The sequence below is a fragment of the Eubacteriales bacterium mix99 genome (genome assembly GCA_038396605.1).
Lineage (GTDB): Bacteria > Bacillota > Clostridia > Caldicoprobacterales > DTU083 > UBA4874.
In genome coordinates, this window is record CP121690.1 from 1,615,099 (window position 1) to 1,633,719 (window position 18,621).

Here is an 18,621-nt window from a genome sequence, read left to right on the forward strand (position 1 = left end):
ATCATGGCTATTACACAAACAGCTATCAGTTACTATGGACTCAACTATGTGGAACATGCGGAAAGGGATTTCCGCGAGATGCTGGATCACGGATGCAATACCGTTATCTTAGCTGTTACAGAGTTTGATATGGACTTTTGGTTTCCCAATATCAAGAGGATCATTTTAAAGGCCAAAGAGATGGGGCTGAAGGTTTTACTTGATCCATGGGGAATCGGGAAGTTCTTCGGAGGGGAACAGGTAAGCCTGTTTCTGCAGAACAATATCCATAATCGTCAAGTCTCCGCCTTTACGGGAGAGGCGTTGCCGGCTGCCTGTTTTAACACGCAGTCTTTCCGCGATTACTTTCAAAGAATCTGTCTGAAGCTTGCCAAAGAGACGGAAGGGGACGGATTTTTCTGGGATGAGCCCCATTATGCCCTGCCGAAATCCTATGCGTCTATCACGGGTGCCGGCGGGGAAGACTGGACCTGCAGATGTCCCGTGTGTAAAAAGAAGTTTTATGATTACTATGGATATGAAATGCCGAAACGGATGAATGATGATGTAATACAGTTTCGTTGGCGTGAAGCATTGTTCCTGTTGGAAGATACTTCCTGGAAGATAAAGGAAGTGAATCCCGATTATGAGATCACCATGTGCGTCCATGCTACTCGAAATACCTATTATGTAACGGAACAGAGGGGCTATGACAATTGGGACATGGTGGCATCATCGCCGTACTTTGATGTATTCTCTACTACCATAATCAATTGGGAGCTTCCATATGAATTCTTTCGATCTATCACGGAGAAAACCGTTGAGGTCGCAAAGAGACATCATAAGCTGTCAGAGCGCTGGATTATGAACTATTATAAGCAGCCGGACGACTTTGCCATGATGGATCAGGTGGTGGATTTATACAAGGAGTTGGGAGTAGATCGGCTGTCCGCCTGGACCTATCGTGGCGGCTATGGAACTTCTTTAGCGGCGCCGGATGCGTTAAAACTATGGGACAGACTGGGCGAAAATTATATAAGGGTGCTCGAAAAAAATCCGTAAAACTTACTCTATCGTCACAGAGCCGACAGGAAAGATCCGTCGGCTCTTAACTATTCTGCAGTTTTCTCCGGTAAGTGGACATAATGTCAACATTGAAGACAGTATCCGGTTCGTAAAGCGGAGGAAACGTTACAATGTTTGGCTGCCTGGCGACCATCCACCCGAGAGCCACCGGATTCGCTTTAGCGGATCTGTCCCTTTGCATGAGAATATATTTGATGTTGGCATACGGGAAGGCTGTAATGTAATCCACCTGCGATGAACAAATCAGTCTATCATTCGTCAGGTACAAATTCAGCTATATCGGGTAATTGACAGTCAAGGATCTTACATAGCGTATGTCCAATATTGGCCATATGGGGCAAAGGGTGTTTGATATATGGTTTACTAAAAGTGTATATCGCTTTTCCCGATGGGATCGTCAAAGGTTCGGGCATTATCTGATTCATCATGGGTGGCATCGAACTGGTTCGGCAGCCGCTTATCTATAGGTTTTAGATTTTGGCCCTGTTTACAGGATTTCTGACAGGGGGCAAGAGATTGATTACATTATAATATCGTTAACGATGAAGACATGATCCGTGAGGGGATTCAATATTGTTTGGAAACCGCCGATATGATAGTCATGATCTTATATACACCCAAATCCTTGGCAACTGTAGAAAAATCATCATCTGAACGAATTCTCATTGAGGGGAAAGCGCTATTAGAACGAATTTTCAAGTTATGAAAGATATATCATCTTGCAACATCACTCGATTCATTGCATAATTTTATAAACACTACTAACGATATTGCCTTACCTTGTCTATATTATATATTTTGAAAAAATCCCCTAATGCATAGTGTTGCTTTTCTGTTGTTCGTATGATATGCTTTCGTCATACGGAAATGCAGGAGGGATAGAATGGAACGGGCGAAATCACGCAGGAAAACGCCATGGGAAGGGACTGAAAACATGACTGCGACACAGAAATTTTTGCAGGGACGCTACATTGCCAGCTACGAAAGCCGCCATCAGAAGGTTGCCGATAGTTGCGAAGCCGAGATGATTAATTCCCACATCCCCGCTAAATGCCCATACTGCGGGGCGGAAGGCTTTAAGAAGAGCGGCCATACGCGCAGCGGGGTGCAACGCTATATGTGCATCTGCGGCAAAACCTTCCTGCCCACTACGGGCACGATTTTCGATGAACACCGGATCCCAATCAGCGAATGGACTGACTACTGCTTAAATTTATTCCACCACGTAAGCATCACCGCTGACTCCTGGAACAACAAAAACGCATTCAGAACGTCCAGATACTGGCTTCAGAAGCTCTTCTTGACGCTCGAAGGGGTGCAGGACGGGGTCGTCCTGTCGGGCGACATCTGGCTCGACGAAACCTTCTATTCCGTCCGGGCGGAAGACATGGTGCGGAAGGACAACGGCGACAAGCTGAGAGGGCTGTCTATGAACCAGCTCTGCATTGGCGTTGCCACAGACAAGAAAAACAGTGTGGTTCTGCTGGAGGGCACGGGCAAACCTTCGCAAAAGAGGACATTTGAGGCATTCGGGGAACATATCAGACAAGGGTCGCTCTTAATCCATGACGGCGACACCTCGCACAGCCGCCTGATTAAGAAGCTTTCGCTGAAAAGCGTAGTGCATCCTTCTAAATCCTTAAAAGGGATGCCTGACAATGTGAACCCTATGAATCCGGTCAACCGCGTTCACGCCATACTTAAAAACTTCCTGAATTCTCACAGCGGCTTCAAACGCGAGGACATACAAGGATATCTGAACTTGTTTGCGTTTGTCACAAACCCGCCAGCCGAATTGTTGGAAAAAGTAGAGCGTGTGATAAATTTGGGATTTCAAAATCCCAGATTGCTAAGGTATAGAGAATTCTATGCTACTAATACTGATGTTGAAACGTAATCAAGCAACACTATGCATTAGGGGATTTTATTTTGAATGGAGGGTTTTTCTATGAAGAAAAGCAAACAAAGTATCCAAATCAGACGCATCTGCATTGGTGTATTGGTACTGCTGATGCTCACCGGAAGCATGGTTGGCTGTGGCAATTCCGGTGATGACAGCAGCGCCTTGTCTTCCGCTCCACCTGTGGACTCTGATTCTGCATCTACTTCCGGTCCTGAAGAGAGTTCATCGGATGATAACGGGCTTCCTGCACCAGGCGTGCTTCCTCTTGTGACGGAACCAGTCACACTGACCATCGGTATTGCACAACATCCGCTGACAACCGATTTCGAAGATAACTATTTCACAAATTTAGTAGAAAAAGAAACCGGCGTATCTTTAGATTTCGAGTTGTTTCCCAGTGACGGCACAGAAGCAAAACAAAAGTTCAGTCTAATGGTTTCAGCTGATCAAACACTGCCGGATATCCTATGCCTTGATTTTAGCGATATTGAACGATATACCTATGGGTCGAGCGGCGTGTTTCTTCCTCTCAATGAATACTTTGAGAATGACGCTTTTTTCTTTAATGAAACACTGGATAAGTGGGCATCGCCCAGCGAAAAGGAAGATATATTCAAATATGGGACTTCCACGGACGGTAACATTTATGCGTATCCATCTTACCAAATTGATCCGGGTGACGCATCAGCTCTCGGCTGTTGGATAAACAAGCAGTGGCTGGACAATCTGGGGTTAAAGGCACCTGCTACTACCGAAGAGTTATACGAGGTACTTTTAGCGTTCCGTGACAATGATGCCAATGGCAATGGGGATCCCAATGATGAAATCCCCCTGACTGGGCACAAGGAATGGAAGGGTAATGTAGATCTCTACCTTATGAACTCCTTCATTTATTATAAAGGGGGAGCACAACTCAACGCCGAGAATGGTCAGCTATATGCCCCCTTCACCAGGGACGAATGGCGTGATGGGATACGATATATCCATAAACTGGCTAAAGAAGAACTCCTTTCGCCGCTTTCCTTTTCCCAGACATCAAACGAATTAAGAGCAATCTTATCCGATCCCAGTGATCAAGACAGCATTATTGGTGCATTCGTCGGGCATCCTTCCCCAATGTTCGGAGCAGATGGGGTGCCGCGCGTAATGGAATACATGCCTCTTCCGGCTATGACCGGCCCCGGGGGAATCAGCTGGACGCCCAACGACGGCTGGTTCGCAAGTTATGGCACGCAGATAACCAAGAGCTGCGAAAACCCGGATTTGGCCTTCCGGGTAATGGATGCAATTTCCAAGGAAGACATATCCCTCTCCTGTCGATTTGGTGAACAAGGTGTTGACTGGGAGTATACCGATGAGGGGAGACCTTCCCATGTCCTGGAAGGGTATTCCACCATTTTCGGCGAAACCGCTACTGCAGAGAGACCACAACCATGGACAACAGAAAATAATATTATCTGGCATTCAATCCCAATGACTCAAATTCCTCCAAAACTGCATGGAGGAAGACAAGCGCCTGGATATGACAATGAATACAGGGAATACCAGATGCGCACCCTTTGGTATGAATCCGTCCCGCTTCGGTATAATAATCACCCTGACGAGTTGGTGAACAGATTTATCTTTACCCAAGAGGAAACAGACGCTATCTCCGAGATTCAAACGTCTATAAGTTCTTATGTGGATGAATCGCGTACCCGCTTCATACTGGGCGATATGAACATCGAGACTGAATGGGATTCCTATTTATCTGCCTTGGATTCCATGGGACTCCCCTCTTTAATTGAAGTATCGCAGAAATGTTATGACCGCATGAACTCCAATTAATGGTGTTTCTATAGTATTACTATTAAATAATTACTCTACTTAGATAAACGGATAAAGGATATTGCCTTCCGCTGTACTCTGAATCTATTCAAAACGGCTATTTATCAATCGCTCATCGCCGTGCGGATGCACCGGAAAAGCCGGCAATTAGAGGGTTTGCACGTTAATCGAGTTGCTTCGGGCGCTTATATTGCCGGCTTTCCTTAGTAATTATGCCATGCGATGTACTCATCGGACAGTTGAAGATAGCAAGCTATATTTTGGAAGACCATTCATCCACTATCAGAAGAGTAGAGCCTAAACCTAAATAAAAAAAGGAGCATGGTAATGACGAATTTCTTAATCCAATGCCGCAAACGCTGGCAGCTTTTCCTATTCCTTATCCCGGCGGTTGCCTACATCTTGGTCTTTGCGTATTACCCAATGTTAGGAGTGCAGATTGCCTTCAAAGACTTTACCCCCGGCGCCGGAATCTGGGGAAGCCCTTGGGTTGGCTTGAAGCATTTTCAGAAGTTCTTCCATTCCTATCAATTTTCAAGGGTAATTCTCAACACGATACGTCTGTCTTTCTATGGACTGTTAGTCAATACCCCTCTGGCCATCTGCATGTCATTGGCTATTAATGCTGTGCGGAATATACGATTTAAGAAAACGATTCAGACCATAACCTATATGCCTCACTTTATTTCTGTTGTAGTGCTGGTAGGAATGATTACACAAATGTTGAACCCAGTCATGGGTATTTATGGGACTATATATCAATTGTTGGGAGGCTCCGGTTATCCGAAAGATATACTGACACAAACAGGGGCATTTCCTCACCTTTATGTGTGGTCAGGTACATGGCAGAACCTGGGATGGTCTACAATAATTTATATAGCAGCTCTTTCGAATGTTGACTTGGAACTTCACGAGGCAGCAGAGATAGAAGGCGCTACCCGCCTGCAACGGATAAGATACATCGACTTCCCAACTCTGCTGCCTACCGCATCCATAATGCTTGTCCTCAATGCCGGCAGTATAATGAACGTGGGATTTGAGAAAGTCTTCTTGATGCAGAATTCAACCAATCTGGCATTGTCAGAAGTCATTTCCACCTACGTGTATAAGGTCGGTATGAGCGCGGGGGGCACACAGTTTTCTTATGCTTCTGCAATTGGATTGTTCAACTCGATTGTTAACTGCATCATACTGGTGGTCGTTAATGCCTTTTCACGTAAAATAGATAACGGTGTCAGTCTTTTTTAAGGAGGGATTGTATGAATATCAAAAGAGCAGCTTATGAAGCGGTATATACAAAAAAACGGAAGAAGATAAAAGATGCGGTTGAGGATAAGATACTATATACTTGTGTCACCCTTGTCTTGATTCTCTTTGCTATACTGGTCTCTTATCCTTTAATTTATGTACTTTCTGCATCTTTCTCCTCGCCCCGGGCAGTTATCTCAGGAAAAGTCATCCTTTTCCCGGTGGATTTCAGCCTGGAGGGGTATAAGGCGGTGTTTTCCCACAGACATATTGTATCAGGATATCGGAATACCATTTTTTATACAGTAGCGGGCACTCTTATCAACTTAATCGTTACCATGACATGCGCATACCCTTTGTCACGCAAGGATTTTCCAATGCGCAACGCCTTCAGCTGGTTATTTTTGTTCACTATGTTTTTCGGCGGCGGATTGATTCCTACTTATATTCTTATGACTCAGATTAAATTTGTGAATACCATCTGGGCTATGTTAATTCCAGGGGCTATATCAGTCTATAATATGATTCTGGCCAGGACATTCCTGTCCGGAAGCATACCGAAAGATCTTCACGATGCCGCACAGATTGACGGCTGTTCTGATACGAGCTACTTCTTTCGTATCCTGATGCCCTTATCAAAGCCTATTATCTCTGTACTCACACTGTATTATGCCGTAGGCCACTGGAACTCCTATTTTAATGCTATGATTTACCTTAATGACATTCATCTCTTTCCCCTACAGTTAATTCTGAGACAGATTCTGGTAGCCAACCAAATCGACCTGGGCGACCTTGTGGATGTGGAGAGCCTGGTGTCCAAACAAGGCCTTGCTGACCTCCTTAAATATTCGCTGATCGTGGTATCCACGGTTCCAATCATGTGTGTTTACCCGTTTATTCAAAAATATTTTATTAAGGGCGTTATGATAGGTTCGATAAAAGGATGACGTGCGACACGTCATCGCATAGATAAATGTCTGGTTTGCCTGAAACACTTGACATTAACTTCCGCCCGTTGGGCGGATTCTGCCCCAAACTCCGTAGAAATTGAGAATGACAGCTCCAAGTAGTTCTGATAGAATAAAGTTGTCAAAGCAATAGACTATCAAATAACAAAGGAGCTGTCACAATGAAAGTATATCAGGAGAACAAGGGATCCGTCAATGAGAGTATCGAAATAATAAACAGCACCGTACTACATGAAAAAGCGCGCTATGGGTTGATGGAACTCTCGATGGCGCTGGGTCTTGATGTCATGCGGATGATGTTGGAAGAAGATGTAGCACAGTACGCCGGCCCCAAAGGAAAGCACAATACGGAGGAGCGCACCGGATACCGCCACGGTACCGACAAGACTACAGTGGTCATGGGCGGCAAGAAGGTTAGGGTAGACCGCCCCAGGGTTAGGGCCATTGATGGCAGTGGTGAACTACCACTGGAAACACTCAGCTTGTTTCAATCCGAAGATCCGTTAAACAAGGCAATCATGGCAAAGCTGCTTTCAGGAGTAAGCACACGGAAATATTCCCGCACAGTGGAAGGAGACACCGCAGATGCGGTATGCACAAGCAAGAGTGAGGTCAGCCGGCGGTTCATCGAAGGCATGGACAGCCTTATGCAGGAATTCTTCACACGAACGCTGGACCAGGATTATCCGGTTATGATGATCGATGGCCTGGAACTCGGGAAGCTGACCGTACTGGCCGCCATGGGTATAGACAGCGATGGCAGAAAGCGCATCTTAGGGATTGCTGAAGGTGGCTCTGAAAACAGTACCGTTGTAAAAGGCTTGCTGGAAGACTTGATTCATAGAGGACTGGATGCTGCTCGCCCAAGGCTTTATGTGCTGGACGGTGGAAAAGCCCTCCACAAAGCTGTTACGGATATATTCGGCACAGAAGCTCTCGTTCAGCGCTGCCAGGTGCACAAGAAACGTAACGTACTGTCATACCTCCCGGAATCGGAGCAGGCGAATGTATCTGTCGCTATGACCATGGCTTACAGGGAGTTCGAGTATGAGGCCGCTAAAGGCAAGCTTATGAGCATTGCCAATAACCTGGAGTATCGATATCCAAAAGCAGCAGCAAGCCTTCTGGAAGGGCTTGAGGAGACATTGACAGTGCACCGGATCAAGATCCCCGGCATGCTTCGTGAAACATTGTGCAGCACGAACCCTATGGAATCAGCCAACTCCGCCTGCCGTGGTATCATCCGCAGGGTGTCTAACTTCAGAGATGGCGGAATGGCTCTCCGACACGCAGCGGCCGGCTTCATTGAAGCAGAACGTGGATTCCGTAGAATCAAAGGGTACAAGCAATTGCCAATGCTCATAGCAACACTTGCTACTCAATCAACCGGTACTTCAGAAATCAAAACTGCATAAGTCGTAGCTTTCAGAAGATATTTGGAGCAATACTATGAAATAGCAAATTCTACGGAGCTAGGGACACGTTCGTTGGGCGCATTACAATGGTTAATATTTCATGACTTATAGAAGTGCAGCAAAGGAGTTCCTTTCACATGAAAAAGGGGAAATATAAGAGCTGATTCAAGGAGGTGACGGTGATGAGAAGATTAACAGATGGTTGCTCTGACTTTTTCAGGCAAATTCCACGGGCACACTTGATATTTTCACGTATACCTGTTTTTATTCAATTCATCAGTACTTATTTTTTGATCGTACTTGCTATGTTTTCTGTGCTGCTATCGGTGTCCAGACGTGCACAGCAGGTGGCGGTAAAAAGTTATCTGGACCAAACCCAGCGTACTCTGGAGATCAGCTCGGTTTCCTTTGAGCGGCAGATTAACAATTTCAGAACTATTCCCTTTATCATGAATCAGACGGAACATTATCAGAATATACGCTTGCTGGAACCAGGGGGTCTGCGTATTCGGCATTATTACAGTTTGTCTGAACTACAGGTATTGTTCAAACAACAGTGCCTGCTTATGGAAATTCCAAACATAAGCTTCATATTATTTATGCGAAACGGTTCGGTTATCGCAGACCATCATTATTACATAGATGCAACCGATTGTTTCGAAAAGTTTATAAGTTTTGAAGGAATGAATCCGTCTCAGACTGTGAGGTCATTGTATGATATGGGTGCCAAGGGGGAATTGCTGCCGGCGCAACAGGTATCTATAGGAATAGGTGCCAGGGGATTTTCGTCCTATCTCATTTACGTGTTCCGGCCTTCATCAGAAAGTACTATATATGGAATGTTGCTGGCAGAGTCGGATATTTTATCTTTATTTCATCTGCAGGATCTGCCCCGGGAAACTAATCTTGTTATCGCAAGCGATGAAGGGGAGATTTTGTACACGAACAGGAAGGAAGCGACGGAGAATAACTTTACTGTCCTTGAATGCAACCTTTCCAGCCTCCGTGCGAAAGTTGTACTCAGCATTCCGGACAGCTATTTCAACGAGCTGATTGAACCCATCACATCCCTTAATGTGCTATATGCAGTAATAGCTGTTGCTATTGGAACAGTGTGCAGCGTGGGATTCGCCCTTATGCATGTGAGGCCTGTCCAACGGTTGCTGCGCATCTCCTCTAACAGGGAATCGGTTCGCCCCAGTAATGAGTACCAAGCTTTAGAACAAACCATTCGTGGCTCGATCACGGAAAATTGGCAGCTTCAAAAACAAATAAATGAAAATAGAAAAATTTTTCGAACTAATCTCCTTACACGCCTGATGGTGCAGGAGTCATATACAACTGCAGATGAAGAACTGGCCATGGACTATCTTCCCCAATTGGCAAGCCCCTGCCGTGTCTTCTGCCTGGAGTTGGCCCGTGAGGATGCACCGGATGCCGATATGGTCAGCTACCGCTTACTGGAGGTAATTCGGCGGTTAATGGTAGACAACACACTTCTTACACAGGTAAGCAATACTCAGTTCGTCATATTGGCCAAAGAACATGAAGACTTGATTTCATGGATGTCTGGTGTGGCCGCTACGATCAATAAGAGTGCCTGCCTTTATGGAGGCTCTTTTCGGGCTGGCGCCAGCGAAGCGTTCTCCTCTCTGGAACGTTTGCACAGTTCATATCTTCATGCCTTATTCTGCATGCAATATGTAGACGAAAAGCCATTGTCCGTATTTTATTTTGCCGAAGAAAAGAAAAAGAACGGATTGATTCAATTCTCTGACCTGTATCGGTTCCACAACGCCGTCCTGGCCTGCGAAACGGATAATGCGAATCATTATCTGGATGTCATGATGGAAACCGTTCAAATGCGAATCAAATCAAACGATGAGGACTCGTTGTGGCAGCTGACAAGTGCAGTTAGGCTGATCCTGGATTCAATTTGTGAAGAAGCAGGGGTTTCCCTGTCAACAGGCCATCATTACATCAAGCCTGCCGCCCATTCCTTCGGCTGTATTTCTTCTGGCTTGAAAGTTCATGTAGATGAAGTCATTCAAGCTCTAAACCTGAAACGGGACGCCCGTTCGCTTGAGTTCTCTCAAAGAGTGATGGAGTATCTATGGGCGAACTATGCGGATGCTTCCTTATGCATCGATAGCGTAGCCGAATATTTTTGCGTCTCGAAATCCTATCTTTACCGTGTTATGAAAAGAGCTACTGAAATGACCATTTCCGAGAGCCTGGAACATATCCGAATGGAAAAGGCAAGAGGATTGCTGCGCTCCACTCAGATGAACGTAGCGGAAATCGCCTGTGCCTGTGGCTATAATTCTTCCAATACTTTCTATAAAGTTTATAAAAAAAGGTTTGGTATCTCTCCCAATGTGGATAGAAGTGCCGAACAGAAGCCTTCTCCCAATATTGGACCAGTATAAATATGGTACAAGCCTATACCTTTTCAAAAGAGAAGGAAAGGAGGGAATATGAGCTGGCTTACCACTAAAAGGCGGAATACTCATCCATGGATGTAACCGCCGCAACCGCCGAATTATGTACGAGACGGCGGATTCGCCAAATTTCCTCATTATTATTCTCTGGCATGTGCTGAATCATTGCCGGGTAGCCCGGATGTGTGGGTTAATAGATGCTTGACCGTGATATCTCGTGAACCTTGTGGGATATTATCATAAAACTGCTCCATCCTGTCGCTGAGGGCAAGGAGGCCATTCTCAACCAGCCGCATGACAACCATTGTCGTTACTATGATCTTCGTAATCGAGGCCATATCAAATATAGTATTTTCATTCACCGGCAGACGCTCAGGCATAATCTGCCTATAGCCCTCGCTAAATTGAAATAACTCGCCTTTGCTGTTTCCAATCTCAAAATTTGCGCAGGGGAAAACTTAAGCCTTTATGGCGTTACGAAGAACCTCAGCCACTGCACCAAAACGCTCTTTCATAGAAACCTCCATTCTGCATTAATCGCACACAAATATAAATGCTCTCAAACCGTTCAAAGCACCTTTTCAGTATATCGTCCCGGTAAAAGAATGTACACTCAAATTTGAATACAGATGGGATGAAACCTGCTCTATTGTCACAGAGCCGACAGGAATGATCCGTCGGCTCTTATCTATACTCCAGCTTTCTCCGGTAAGTGGACGGCGTGACGCCATAATGTTTCTTGAAGACCCGATAGAAGGTATTCACTACGTTAAAGCCGCAATCCGTTGAAATGGAGGATACCGAATGAGTGGTATCCCTAAGAAGACGTATAGCCAGCTCTATCCGTAGTTTTTCCACATAGGCGCCAAAACTTTGGCCGGTATGCTCACGGATCAACCGGTATACGTGCTGTTCGGACAGATGGAACTGAACAGCTGCAGTTACGATATCAAATTGGGGATCGGTATAATTCTGACGGATATATTCCACAATGTCATTTTTCAGGGACTGGTTATTGCTTAGCCTTTTCTTTGCGATAGCCCGGCATACTTCTTCAAAGCAATCTTTGAACCCTTGAAAGAGCTTTTCGATATTGGTGCTGGACTGATAGCTTGGTATCCGGTTTTCTCCTATATCCAGCTGCTGCTCTGTGATGATATTGTGCAGAATAAAGCGCAAAAGGAAGGTATACTCCTCTGCTCGGTCCGGACTTGGGCTTGACGGCCCGATCAGAGCTTTTTTGATTTCTTCCAGGGATTCTACTATGGTGTCGATTTCTCCGGCAAGTGTCAATGCATACAGCTTCTGGATAATATTGGATTCCAATACTTTTACCGTACATTGGCGATGATGTAGCAAGCCAGAGAGGGCTGATGATGAGTCTTTCGATGTGGTGTGAGATGATAAAGCCTTATTTGCAAAAGTTGGTTAATCTTTGTAAAGAATACGATGTTATACCTTATTATCATGGCTGTGGTGGATTTACCGAACTATTCGATGATTTTATTTGAAATGGGTATTAAATGCGTTGGAAAACTTCAACCTGAAGCACAAGGAAACCATTTTGAAGATCTATTGAATATTCTGGTGCGGTGAAACCGCAGTTCCGGAAAATTGGAAACCGAGAGTCCGGAACTGGGAAACCGCATGCGAGTTTACTCGCTTAAGGACTTGTCCAGTCCATATACCTCACGCATGGATCTGTAGTTGTTCGGATCCGTGCTGGTTATGCTGATTTTATAGGCATCATATTTGATGCGGTCAAGGATTGCTTCTGCGAGAGGGCTGGACTCCCCGCCAAGTTGATCAAACCAACCATTATCATGGTACTGGGAGCAGAAGATGGTTGATGATCTTTTCCGCCTCCTGTGAAGCAACTCCAGGATGTCGTGCTGCTCTGTCTCAGTCGGTTTCAACAGCAGCCATTCATCAATGATGAGAAGAATGGGATTGGCATATTTGGCCTGAACCTTCTTGTAAGTGCCTTCATTCCTGGCCATCTCCAGTTCTATTAGAAGGTCGGGAAGTCTGACATACCTGGTCGTAAAATAGTGTTTACACGCCTCTATGCCAAAAGCACAAGCCATGTATGTCTTACCGCTGCCTGTTGCACCGGTAATAAAAAGATTTCGGTGTTCAATGATATATTCGCAAGTCGCCAGTCTGCTGATAAGAGACCGGTTCAGCTTGCGGCCGGATTTGTAATCGATATCTCCGATGTACGCTTCCGGTTGGTCGAATCCAGCATTCTTGATCAACCTTTTTAAGCGGTTGTTCTTTCGATTGCTGTATTCAATGTCTACCAGCATGGAGAAACGGTCTTCGAAAGGGATATCCTTCATCCTGGAGTCGTTTAGCCACACCAACAATGATTTTTAGGTATGTATCGGGATAGAACATAGTTCAAATAATGTGTGAAAAGCGCCATTTCATCAGCAATATCGGCGCTTTTTCTTATTGACATTACAAAAAAATTGTGGTATAATTTAGGTATATTTTAGGTATACGAGGTGTTGGCTGTGGGTAAATATTCTGTGCCAGAATCCATACTAAAATTCAAGCCAAAAGGCACGATGGTGAAACTTATTTCCGGGCGCTACTATGTTTATGAATATTCCAGCGTAAAAGGATCTGACGGAAAACGACGAACAAAAATGGGAAAAGAAATCGGAACAATCCTGGATGGCGTCGGATTCGTCCCAAATAACGGATTTAATTGTGACGAGGAAATAACCACTCTTGAATTTGGCGAATATGCGGTTGTCCTTTCAAATTCTCAGAAAACGCTATTGCTTCTTCAAGAATGCTTCAATCAAGTAGATGCCCTCAGAATATATGTGGTGGCACTGATTCATTATATACATGGTTTTTTGTACATGAAAGATATACATAAGTACTACGAAATGAGCTATCTATCCCTGAAATACCCTTCCCTGAAGCTGGGATACGCCGCATTATCTTCTCTGTATGATAGCCTGGGCCGTCGCCAGGGAAAAATACTCCATCTGGAAGAAAAACTTGTTACTGAGTGCTCAGGGCAAGTCGCAATTGATGGGCACGTAATAGGCTGTGGCTCTATGGAAAACGATCTTGCTGAAAAGGGATATAAATTCTGGAAAATCGGAGAACCACAGATCAATCTTCTCATGGCATATGACGTTAACACCGGTATGCCCCTTATTTCCAGAATATATGAAGGCGGGAGCCAGGATAAAGTCAGCGTTAAGGATTTGCTTGTTCAGGTTGAGTTAAAGGATTTGCTCTTTATTGTCGATCGTGGATTCTACAGTGCCGACAACCTCAATCTGTTCACGTCAAATGGCAACTCATACATTATACCGCTTGCCAAAAACCTCACAACCTGCAAGATGGCCGTCAGCAGTCTTGAGATGACAGGAAGATTTATGTACCAAAAAGGACGCAAAGCTTCCGTGGTTGAGTATAGGGAACAGATAACAGACGGGCAAAGAGTTCTTACGTTCAGGGATCTGAACGAGGCTTCAACGGAGCAGGCAAACTATCTCCGCCACCTGGCACGAGGGGATAAGTCGTATACCGATGAAAACTTCAATAAGCTGAAAGATTTTATGGGAGTTACCGTACTGCAGACGAGTTTGACAGCACAGACACCCCAGGAAATTTATGAGCTCTACAAGAAGCGTTGGTCTATCGAGACATATTACAACTATTTCAAGAACAAGGCAGACTACAATGCTCTGTATCAGGCCGATTTTTACAAGACACAAGGTCTAGCATTCATTATGCTTGTCAGTGCTCTAATACATAAAAACTTTGAGGATGCTGTAGCCGGAGTTAAGGGGAAGTCGGCTCAGGACTGTATTCTTGATGCAAAAATGGTAAAAGCGAATAAACGTCGCGGCTGTTGGATCGTATGCAATTGCAAAAAAAGTCATCAAACTCTATTCAATCAGCTTAATACTAAAATGGCTGTCGAGGTGTGAGAGGCAGGCTACCTAAAAAACCAAAAAGTTGTGTTTAGCTGGTTGATGAATGCATTTGACATGGATGTCAGACGCATTTCAATTAATTTATCAATCGTACTTTGATTGGTCATGGTCATTTACCTCCTGTAATAATCAGCGCCTCTGGTGATGGCGTATCTGTTCTGTCTGGTTTCGGACTCCGTCGTTTTGTCGACGGACGTATCAGCTGTTTTATCCCGCCCGGCAGAGAGTATGTTCTTTATGCTCTTATAGCTGGGCGAGGCCGTGTAACTAAGGGCCTTTTTGCAGGAGGCTTCAAGTCTGTCAGCTGAATATTTGTCTGCCAGCTTCAGTAGCCCCATACAGCTGCGATAAGATTGCTGTTCCACACATTTGGAGGTAAGGATGGCATCCACGACCTGGTACGTATTGGCACCAATCCGCTCAGCCCATCTGCGGAATCGATTGCCGTTCCATTCCAGGTATTTCTGATGGTCTTCCGGCATGTGCTCCACAATGGTGGCATACTGCCCCTTACGGCCATACAGACGGCGGTGGGAGGCAATGCGGTTATGGTTATAGAAAATCTCAATAGTCTTATCGGTTATCCGTACATCAACCTTGCGTTTTATGTATTCATACGGAACTGAATATAGCATTCCGTTGCAAGATATGTGATAATTGAACTGAACGGTGGCTTGTTTCCATTCCGCCAGTTCGTAAGGGGACGCAGGTAAGGGAGCCAGCAATGGCAGTTCTTCGTTGCGGAAGATTTCAAACCGGCTGCCCTCTTTCTTTTGAAAAGGGCGATGGCTGAATTCTTCCAGTTTTTCATGGATAGCACGATTTAATTCGACCACTGAGAAGAACTGTTCGTTGCGTAATGCGGCGGTAATCCAGGTGGAAATGACATTCACACTGCCTTCCGCATTCGGCTTGTCCTTGGGTGCCCTGACCCGGGCTGGGATGATGGCTGTGCCATAGTGCTCAGCCATTTCATGGTAAACTGTGTTGACCTGCTGGTTATACCAGTCCTTATTGTGTATAACGGCTGTTTTGCAGTTGTCCGGTACAAGAATCTTAGCGACACCGCCAAAGTATTCGTACATATGGACATGGGCAGAAATCCATGCGTTTTGCTTCTCGTTAATAAAAGCCTCCACATAAGGATACATGCTGTAGGTCATAACACCAACAAACAGCCATGCGTCGATGATTTCACCGGTATCCGGATCAATGATGTGCGCCGGATCTCCGGCCCAGTCTACTTCGATCTGTTCGCCGGGTTTACGGTCGATATGCATTGTTGCACGGCGTTTCTGCTCATCCTGCTGGATGTAATAGCAAAACTGGGAATACATAAGCGGGTTCTCGCCTGCTAAACGGCACTCTTCCATGTATTCCGTCCACAGGAGCTTTTTATTGACCCCATTGCGGAGCAACTCCTTGCGGATGTAGTTGAAATCCGGCATACGCTTTTGCGAAGATGCCGAATGCTTATTGGCAGACGGAAACAATATATCTGCCAATACCTGATCAGTCTGGTTCGCTTCAAGCGGCCAGGAAAGCTGAATATCCTTTGCCCGCTTAAGAACCCGATTGACCGTTTTCTTTGAGACACTGCAGCTGTCTGCAATGCTCTGCTGGCTGAGCCCCAGATGAGATAATCTAAGAATCTCTCGGTATTTGGTCATGGTGTGACTTCCTTTAAAATGTATTTACACCAACGGTGCATGGATACATTATAAAGGATATTTATAAACGGTTTCCACTACCGGAATCGTGGTTTCCGTTATTCCGGAATGACGGTTTCCTAATACCGGACAGGTGGTGTCACCGGAACCGGAATACTCATCTATTGAGGAATTACGGAGAAAGGATATGTTTATGGGGGCAATAGATGCTCAGCATATAGCCGTAGAAGGTAATGGAGCCGACGTAAAGAAGCATATAAGGCATCTTCTCGATATAAATGGGGTAAAGGCGGGTTTGTGATAGGGCCCTCCCATAGTTTTACTTCTGATACCTCAATTGAAAACATTTTATCAATTTATCATATGCTCAAATAGAGCCATCTTACTTGACTGCATGGCCGTTTTGTTTATCCCTTGTGCAGATTCTGTTTGCTGTACTTGAAATGTTCAATATAGTTGCGTTTCAAGTACAGCACAACTTTATTGTTTCAGCGATCAATAGGATACGAAGTACGTCCTTTTGTTTCGAAATTCAAACCATTTGTATCCAAATTTGAGTGTACGTTTGTTTCATGGAACGATATACTGAAACAAAAGGGTGGTTTTTTATGCAATCATACGTGCAGTATTGCCCAGCCCCAGAAAAATCAGGACACAGTTGTATATGTTATTATTTCACTATTTATTATGCATGTGCCTGTTAGCAGATGCATTTACAACAAGCACCAAAATAAGGATAAGCAAAGGAGATGCAATTCATGTCAGAAAGAAGAAACGCCCTGCTGAAAGGCTTTGATGAAAACCGGGATTTCATGAAAACGAAAGTGGAACGGGGAATTGCCCAGAACAGGATGGGTACTGTGAAACTCCTCTTTACCGACCGGGAAGGAAAACCTCTTGCCAACGCGGACGTCAGCATGGAACAGAAGACTCATGATTTCAATTTCGGATGCAGCATTTTCCTGCTGGATGAATTGGAGGATGCGGAAAAGAACCGGTTATACCGGGACAAGTTCCGCCAGGTCTTCAACTATGCCGTAGCGCCTTTCTATTGGCGAGATCTGGAACCGGAACAGGGCAAGCCCCGTTACGCGAAGGACAGTTACAAGGTCTATCGGCGTCCGGCTCCCGATCTCGTTCTGGAGTACTGTGAAAAATATGAAATCCGAGTTAAGGGTCATTGCCTTGTCTATCATAGTTTTATGCCTACCTGGATGCCGGAAGATATCGCTGCCCAGAAGAATCTGACCCAGCGGCATCTGAAGGAAGTTGCCGACCGTTATTCCGGTAGAATTCATGACTGGGATGTAGAAAATGAAAATCTTTGTGCCGATCATTATCCGGCTTTCCGTCTGTATGAAGAACCCGATTATCTGGAATGGTGCTTTACCCAGGCCGACCGTTTTTTCCTCTCCGGCAACCGCCTTTTTATCAACGAAGCGGCCTTTGTCTGGAAGGAAGGCCGGGGCAATTTCCAGGGAGTCCGGAGCCCATATTATATGCAGATCGAACGTCTTCTGAAAAAAGGAATGCGGGTAAATGTGATCGGACTGCAGTTCCATCAGTTTGTCCATCGTGAGGATGAGGTCAAAGCAAGGGTATCCCTTCCCTTTGATCCGGTCAAACTTTATGGGGTCATGGATTGCTACGGACGGTTCGGATTGCCGCTGCAGGTATCCGAGATCACGATCCCGTCCTATACCGATGCCAAGGACGATGAAGAGGTGCAGGCCGAGCTATGTGAAAAACTGTACCGGACCTGGTTCAGCCATCCGGCTATGGATGCGATCGTTTACTGGAACCTGGCAGACGGTTATACTTATGAAAATGCCCTGACCGGTGCGAATGAAAACTACTTTGCAGGCGGTTTGCTCCACAAGGATTTCTCGGATAAGATCGCTTATCAGGTGTTGGATCGTTTGATCAACCGGGAATGGCATACCAAAGCGGAGCTGCATACGGACGAAAACGGATATGCAAGCCTGGAAGGATTTTATGGCAACTATGAAGCCAATCTGACCCGGGGCACCGGACAGGAAACCCTTGCGTTCCATCTGAAAAAAGGGAATACTGGCATTCTAACACTAAAATGCAAATAAGCTTGTGAGACAAGGAG

Annotated in this window: 12 protein-coding genes and 2 pseudogenes; 9 read left to right on the top strand and 5 right to left on the bottom strand. The window is 45.3% G+C overall.

Annotated elements, in window-relative coordinates; all coding sequences use genetic code 11:
- Positions 1-3 precede the first annotated feature (3 nt).
- The 7 genes from QBE55_07030 to QBE55_07060 all read left to right on the top strand — a co-directional run bounded on the left by QBE55_07030 (position 4) and on the right by QBE55_07060 (position 10,855).
- The gene (locus QBE55_07030; protein ID WZL77342.1) at positions 4-1,041 is read left to right on the top strand and encodes a hypothetical protein; all 1,038 of its coding nucleotides are present in this window, start codon (positions 4-6) and stop codon (positions 1,039-1,041) included.
- A 907-nt stretch (positions 1,042-1,948) separates the two neighbouring features.
- Positions 1,949-2,962 (top strand): transposase, encoded by a 1,014-nt coding sequence (locus QBE55_07035; protein WZL77343.1) that lies wholly within the window; start codon positions 1,949-1,951, stop codon positions 2,960-2,962.
- A 51-nt stretch (positions 2,963-3,013) separates the two neighbouring features.
- The gene (locus QBE55_07040; protein WZL77344.1) at positions 3,014-4,795 is read left to right on the top strand and encodes an extracellular solute-binding protein; all 1,782 of its coding nucleotides are present in this window, start codon (positions 3,014-3,016) and stop codon (positions 4,793-4,795) included.
- A 327-nt stretch (positions 4,796-5,122) separates the two neighbouring features.
- Positions 5,123-6,043: an ABC transporter permease subunit gene (locus tag QBE55_07045; protein ID WZL77345.1), complete on the top strand. Its 921-nt coding sequence runs from the start codon at positions 5,123-5,125 to the stop codon at positions 6,041-6,043.
- Between the two features lie 11 nt (positions 6,044-6,054).
- The gene (locus QBE55_07050; protein WZL77346.1) at positions 6,055-6,990 is read left to right on the top strand and encodes a carbohydrate ABC transporter permease; all 936 of its coding nucleotides are present in this window, start codon (positions 6,055-6,057) and stop codon (positions 6,988-6,990) included.
- 182 nt (positions 6,991-7,172) lie between these two features.
- A complete protein-coding gene (locus QBE55_07055; GenBank protein ID WZL77347.1) occupies positions 7,173-8,426 on the top strand; it encodes an IS256 family transposase in 1,254 nt (417 codons plus the stop codon).
- Positions 8,427-8,608: 182 nt separating this feature from the next.
- Positions 8,609-10,855, top strand: coding sequence for a helix-turn-helix transcriptional regulator (locus QBE55_07060; GenBank protein ID WZL77348.1), 2,247 nt, complete (start codon positions 8,609-8,611; stop codon positions 10,853-10,855).
- A 152-nt stretch (positions 10,856-11,007) separates the two neighbouring features.
- Here QBE55_07060 and QBE55_07065 read toward each other — a convergent pair whose 3' ends face one another.
- The 3 genes and pseudogenes from QBE55_07065 to QBE55_07075 all read right to left on the bottom strand — a co-directional run bounded on the left by QBE55_07065 (position 11,008) and on the right by QBE55_07075 (position 13,224).
- Entirely contained in the window at positions 11,008-11,247 is a 240-nt protein-coding gene (locus QBE55_07065; protein ID WZL77349.1) for a serine hydrolase, read from the bottom strand.
- A 304-nt stretch (positions 11,248-11,551) separates the two neighbouring features.
- Positions 11,552-12,193 (bottom strand): AraC family transcriptional regulator, encoded by a 642-nt coding sequence (locus tag QBE55_07070; protein ID WZL77350.1) that lies wholly within the window; start codon positions 12,191-12,193, stop codon positions 11,552-11,554.
- 329 nt (positions 12,194-12,522) lie between these two features.
- A pseudogene (locus QBE55_07075) lies at positions 12,523-13,224 on the bottom strand (ATP-binding protein).
- A gap of 162 nt (positions 13,225-13,386) precedes the next feature.
- Here QBE55_07075 and QBE55_07080 point away from each other — a divergent pair.
- The gene (locus QBE55_07080; GenBank protein WZL77351.1) at positions 13,387-14,829 is read left to right on the top strand and encodes a transposase; all 1,443 of its coding nucleotides are present in this window, start codon (positions 13,387-13,389) and stop codon (positions 14,827-14,829) included.
- Positions 14,830-14,861: 32 nt separating this feature from the next.
- Here the strand turns inward: QBE55_07080 and QBE55_07085 are convergent.
- Positions 14,862-14,942, bottom strand: a pseudogene (locus tag QBE55_07085) (AAA family ATPase).
- Positions 14,943-14,948: 6 nt separating this feature from the next.
- A complete protein-coding gene (gene istA, locus QBE55_07090; GenBank protein ID WZL77352.1) occupies positions 14,949-16,505 on the bottom strand; it encodes an IS21 family transposase in 1,557 nt (518 codons plus the stop codon).
- A 758-nt stretch (positions 16,506-17,263) separates the two neighbouring features.
- Between istA and QBE55_07095 the strand changes: the two genes are divergently transcribed.
- Positions 17,264-18,604: an endo-1,4-beta-xylanase gene (locus QBE55_07095; GenBank protein WZL77353.1), complete on the top strand. Its 1,341-nt coding sequence runs from the start codon at positions 17,264-17,266 to the stop codon at positions 18,602-18,604.
- The last annotated feature ends 17 nt before the right edge of the window (positions 18,605-18,621 follow it).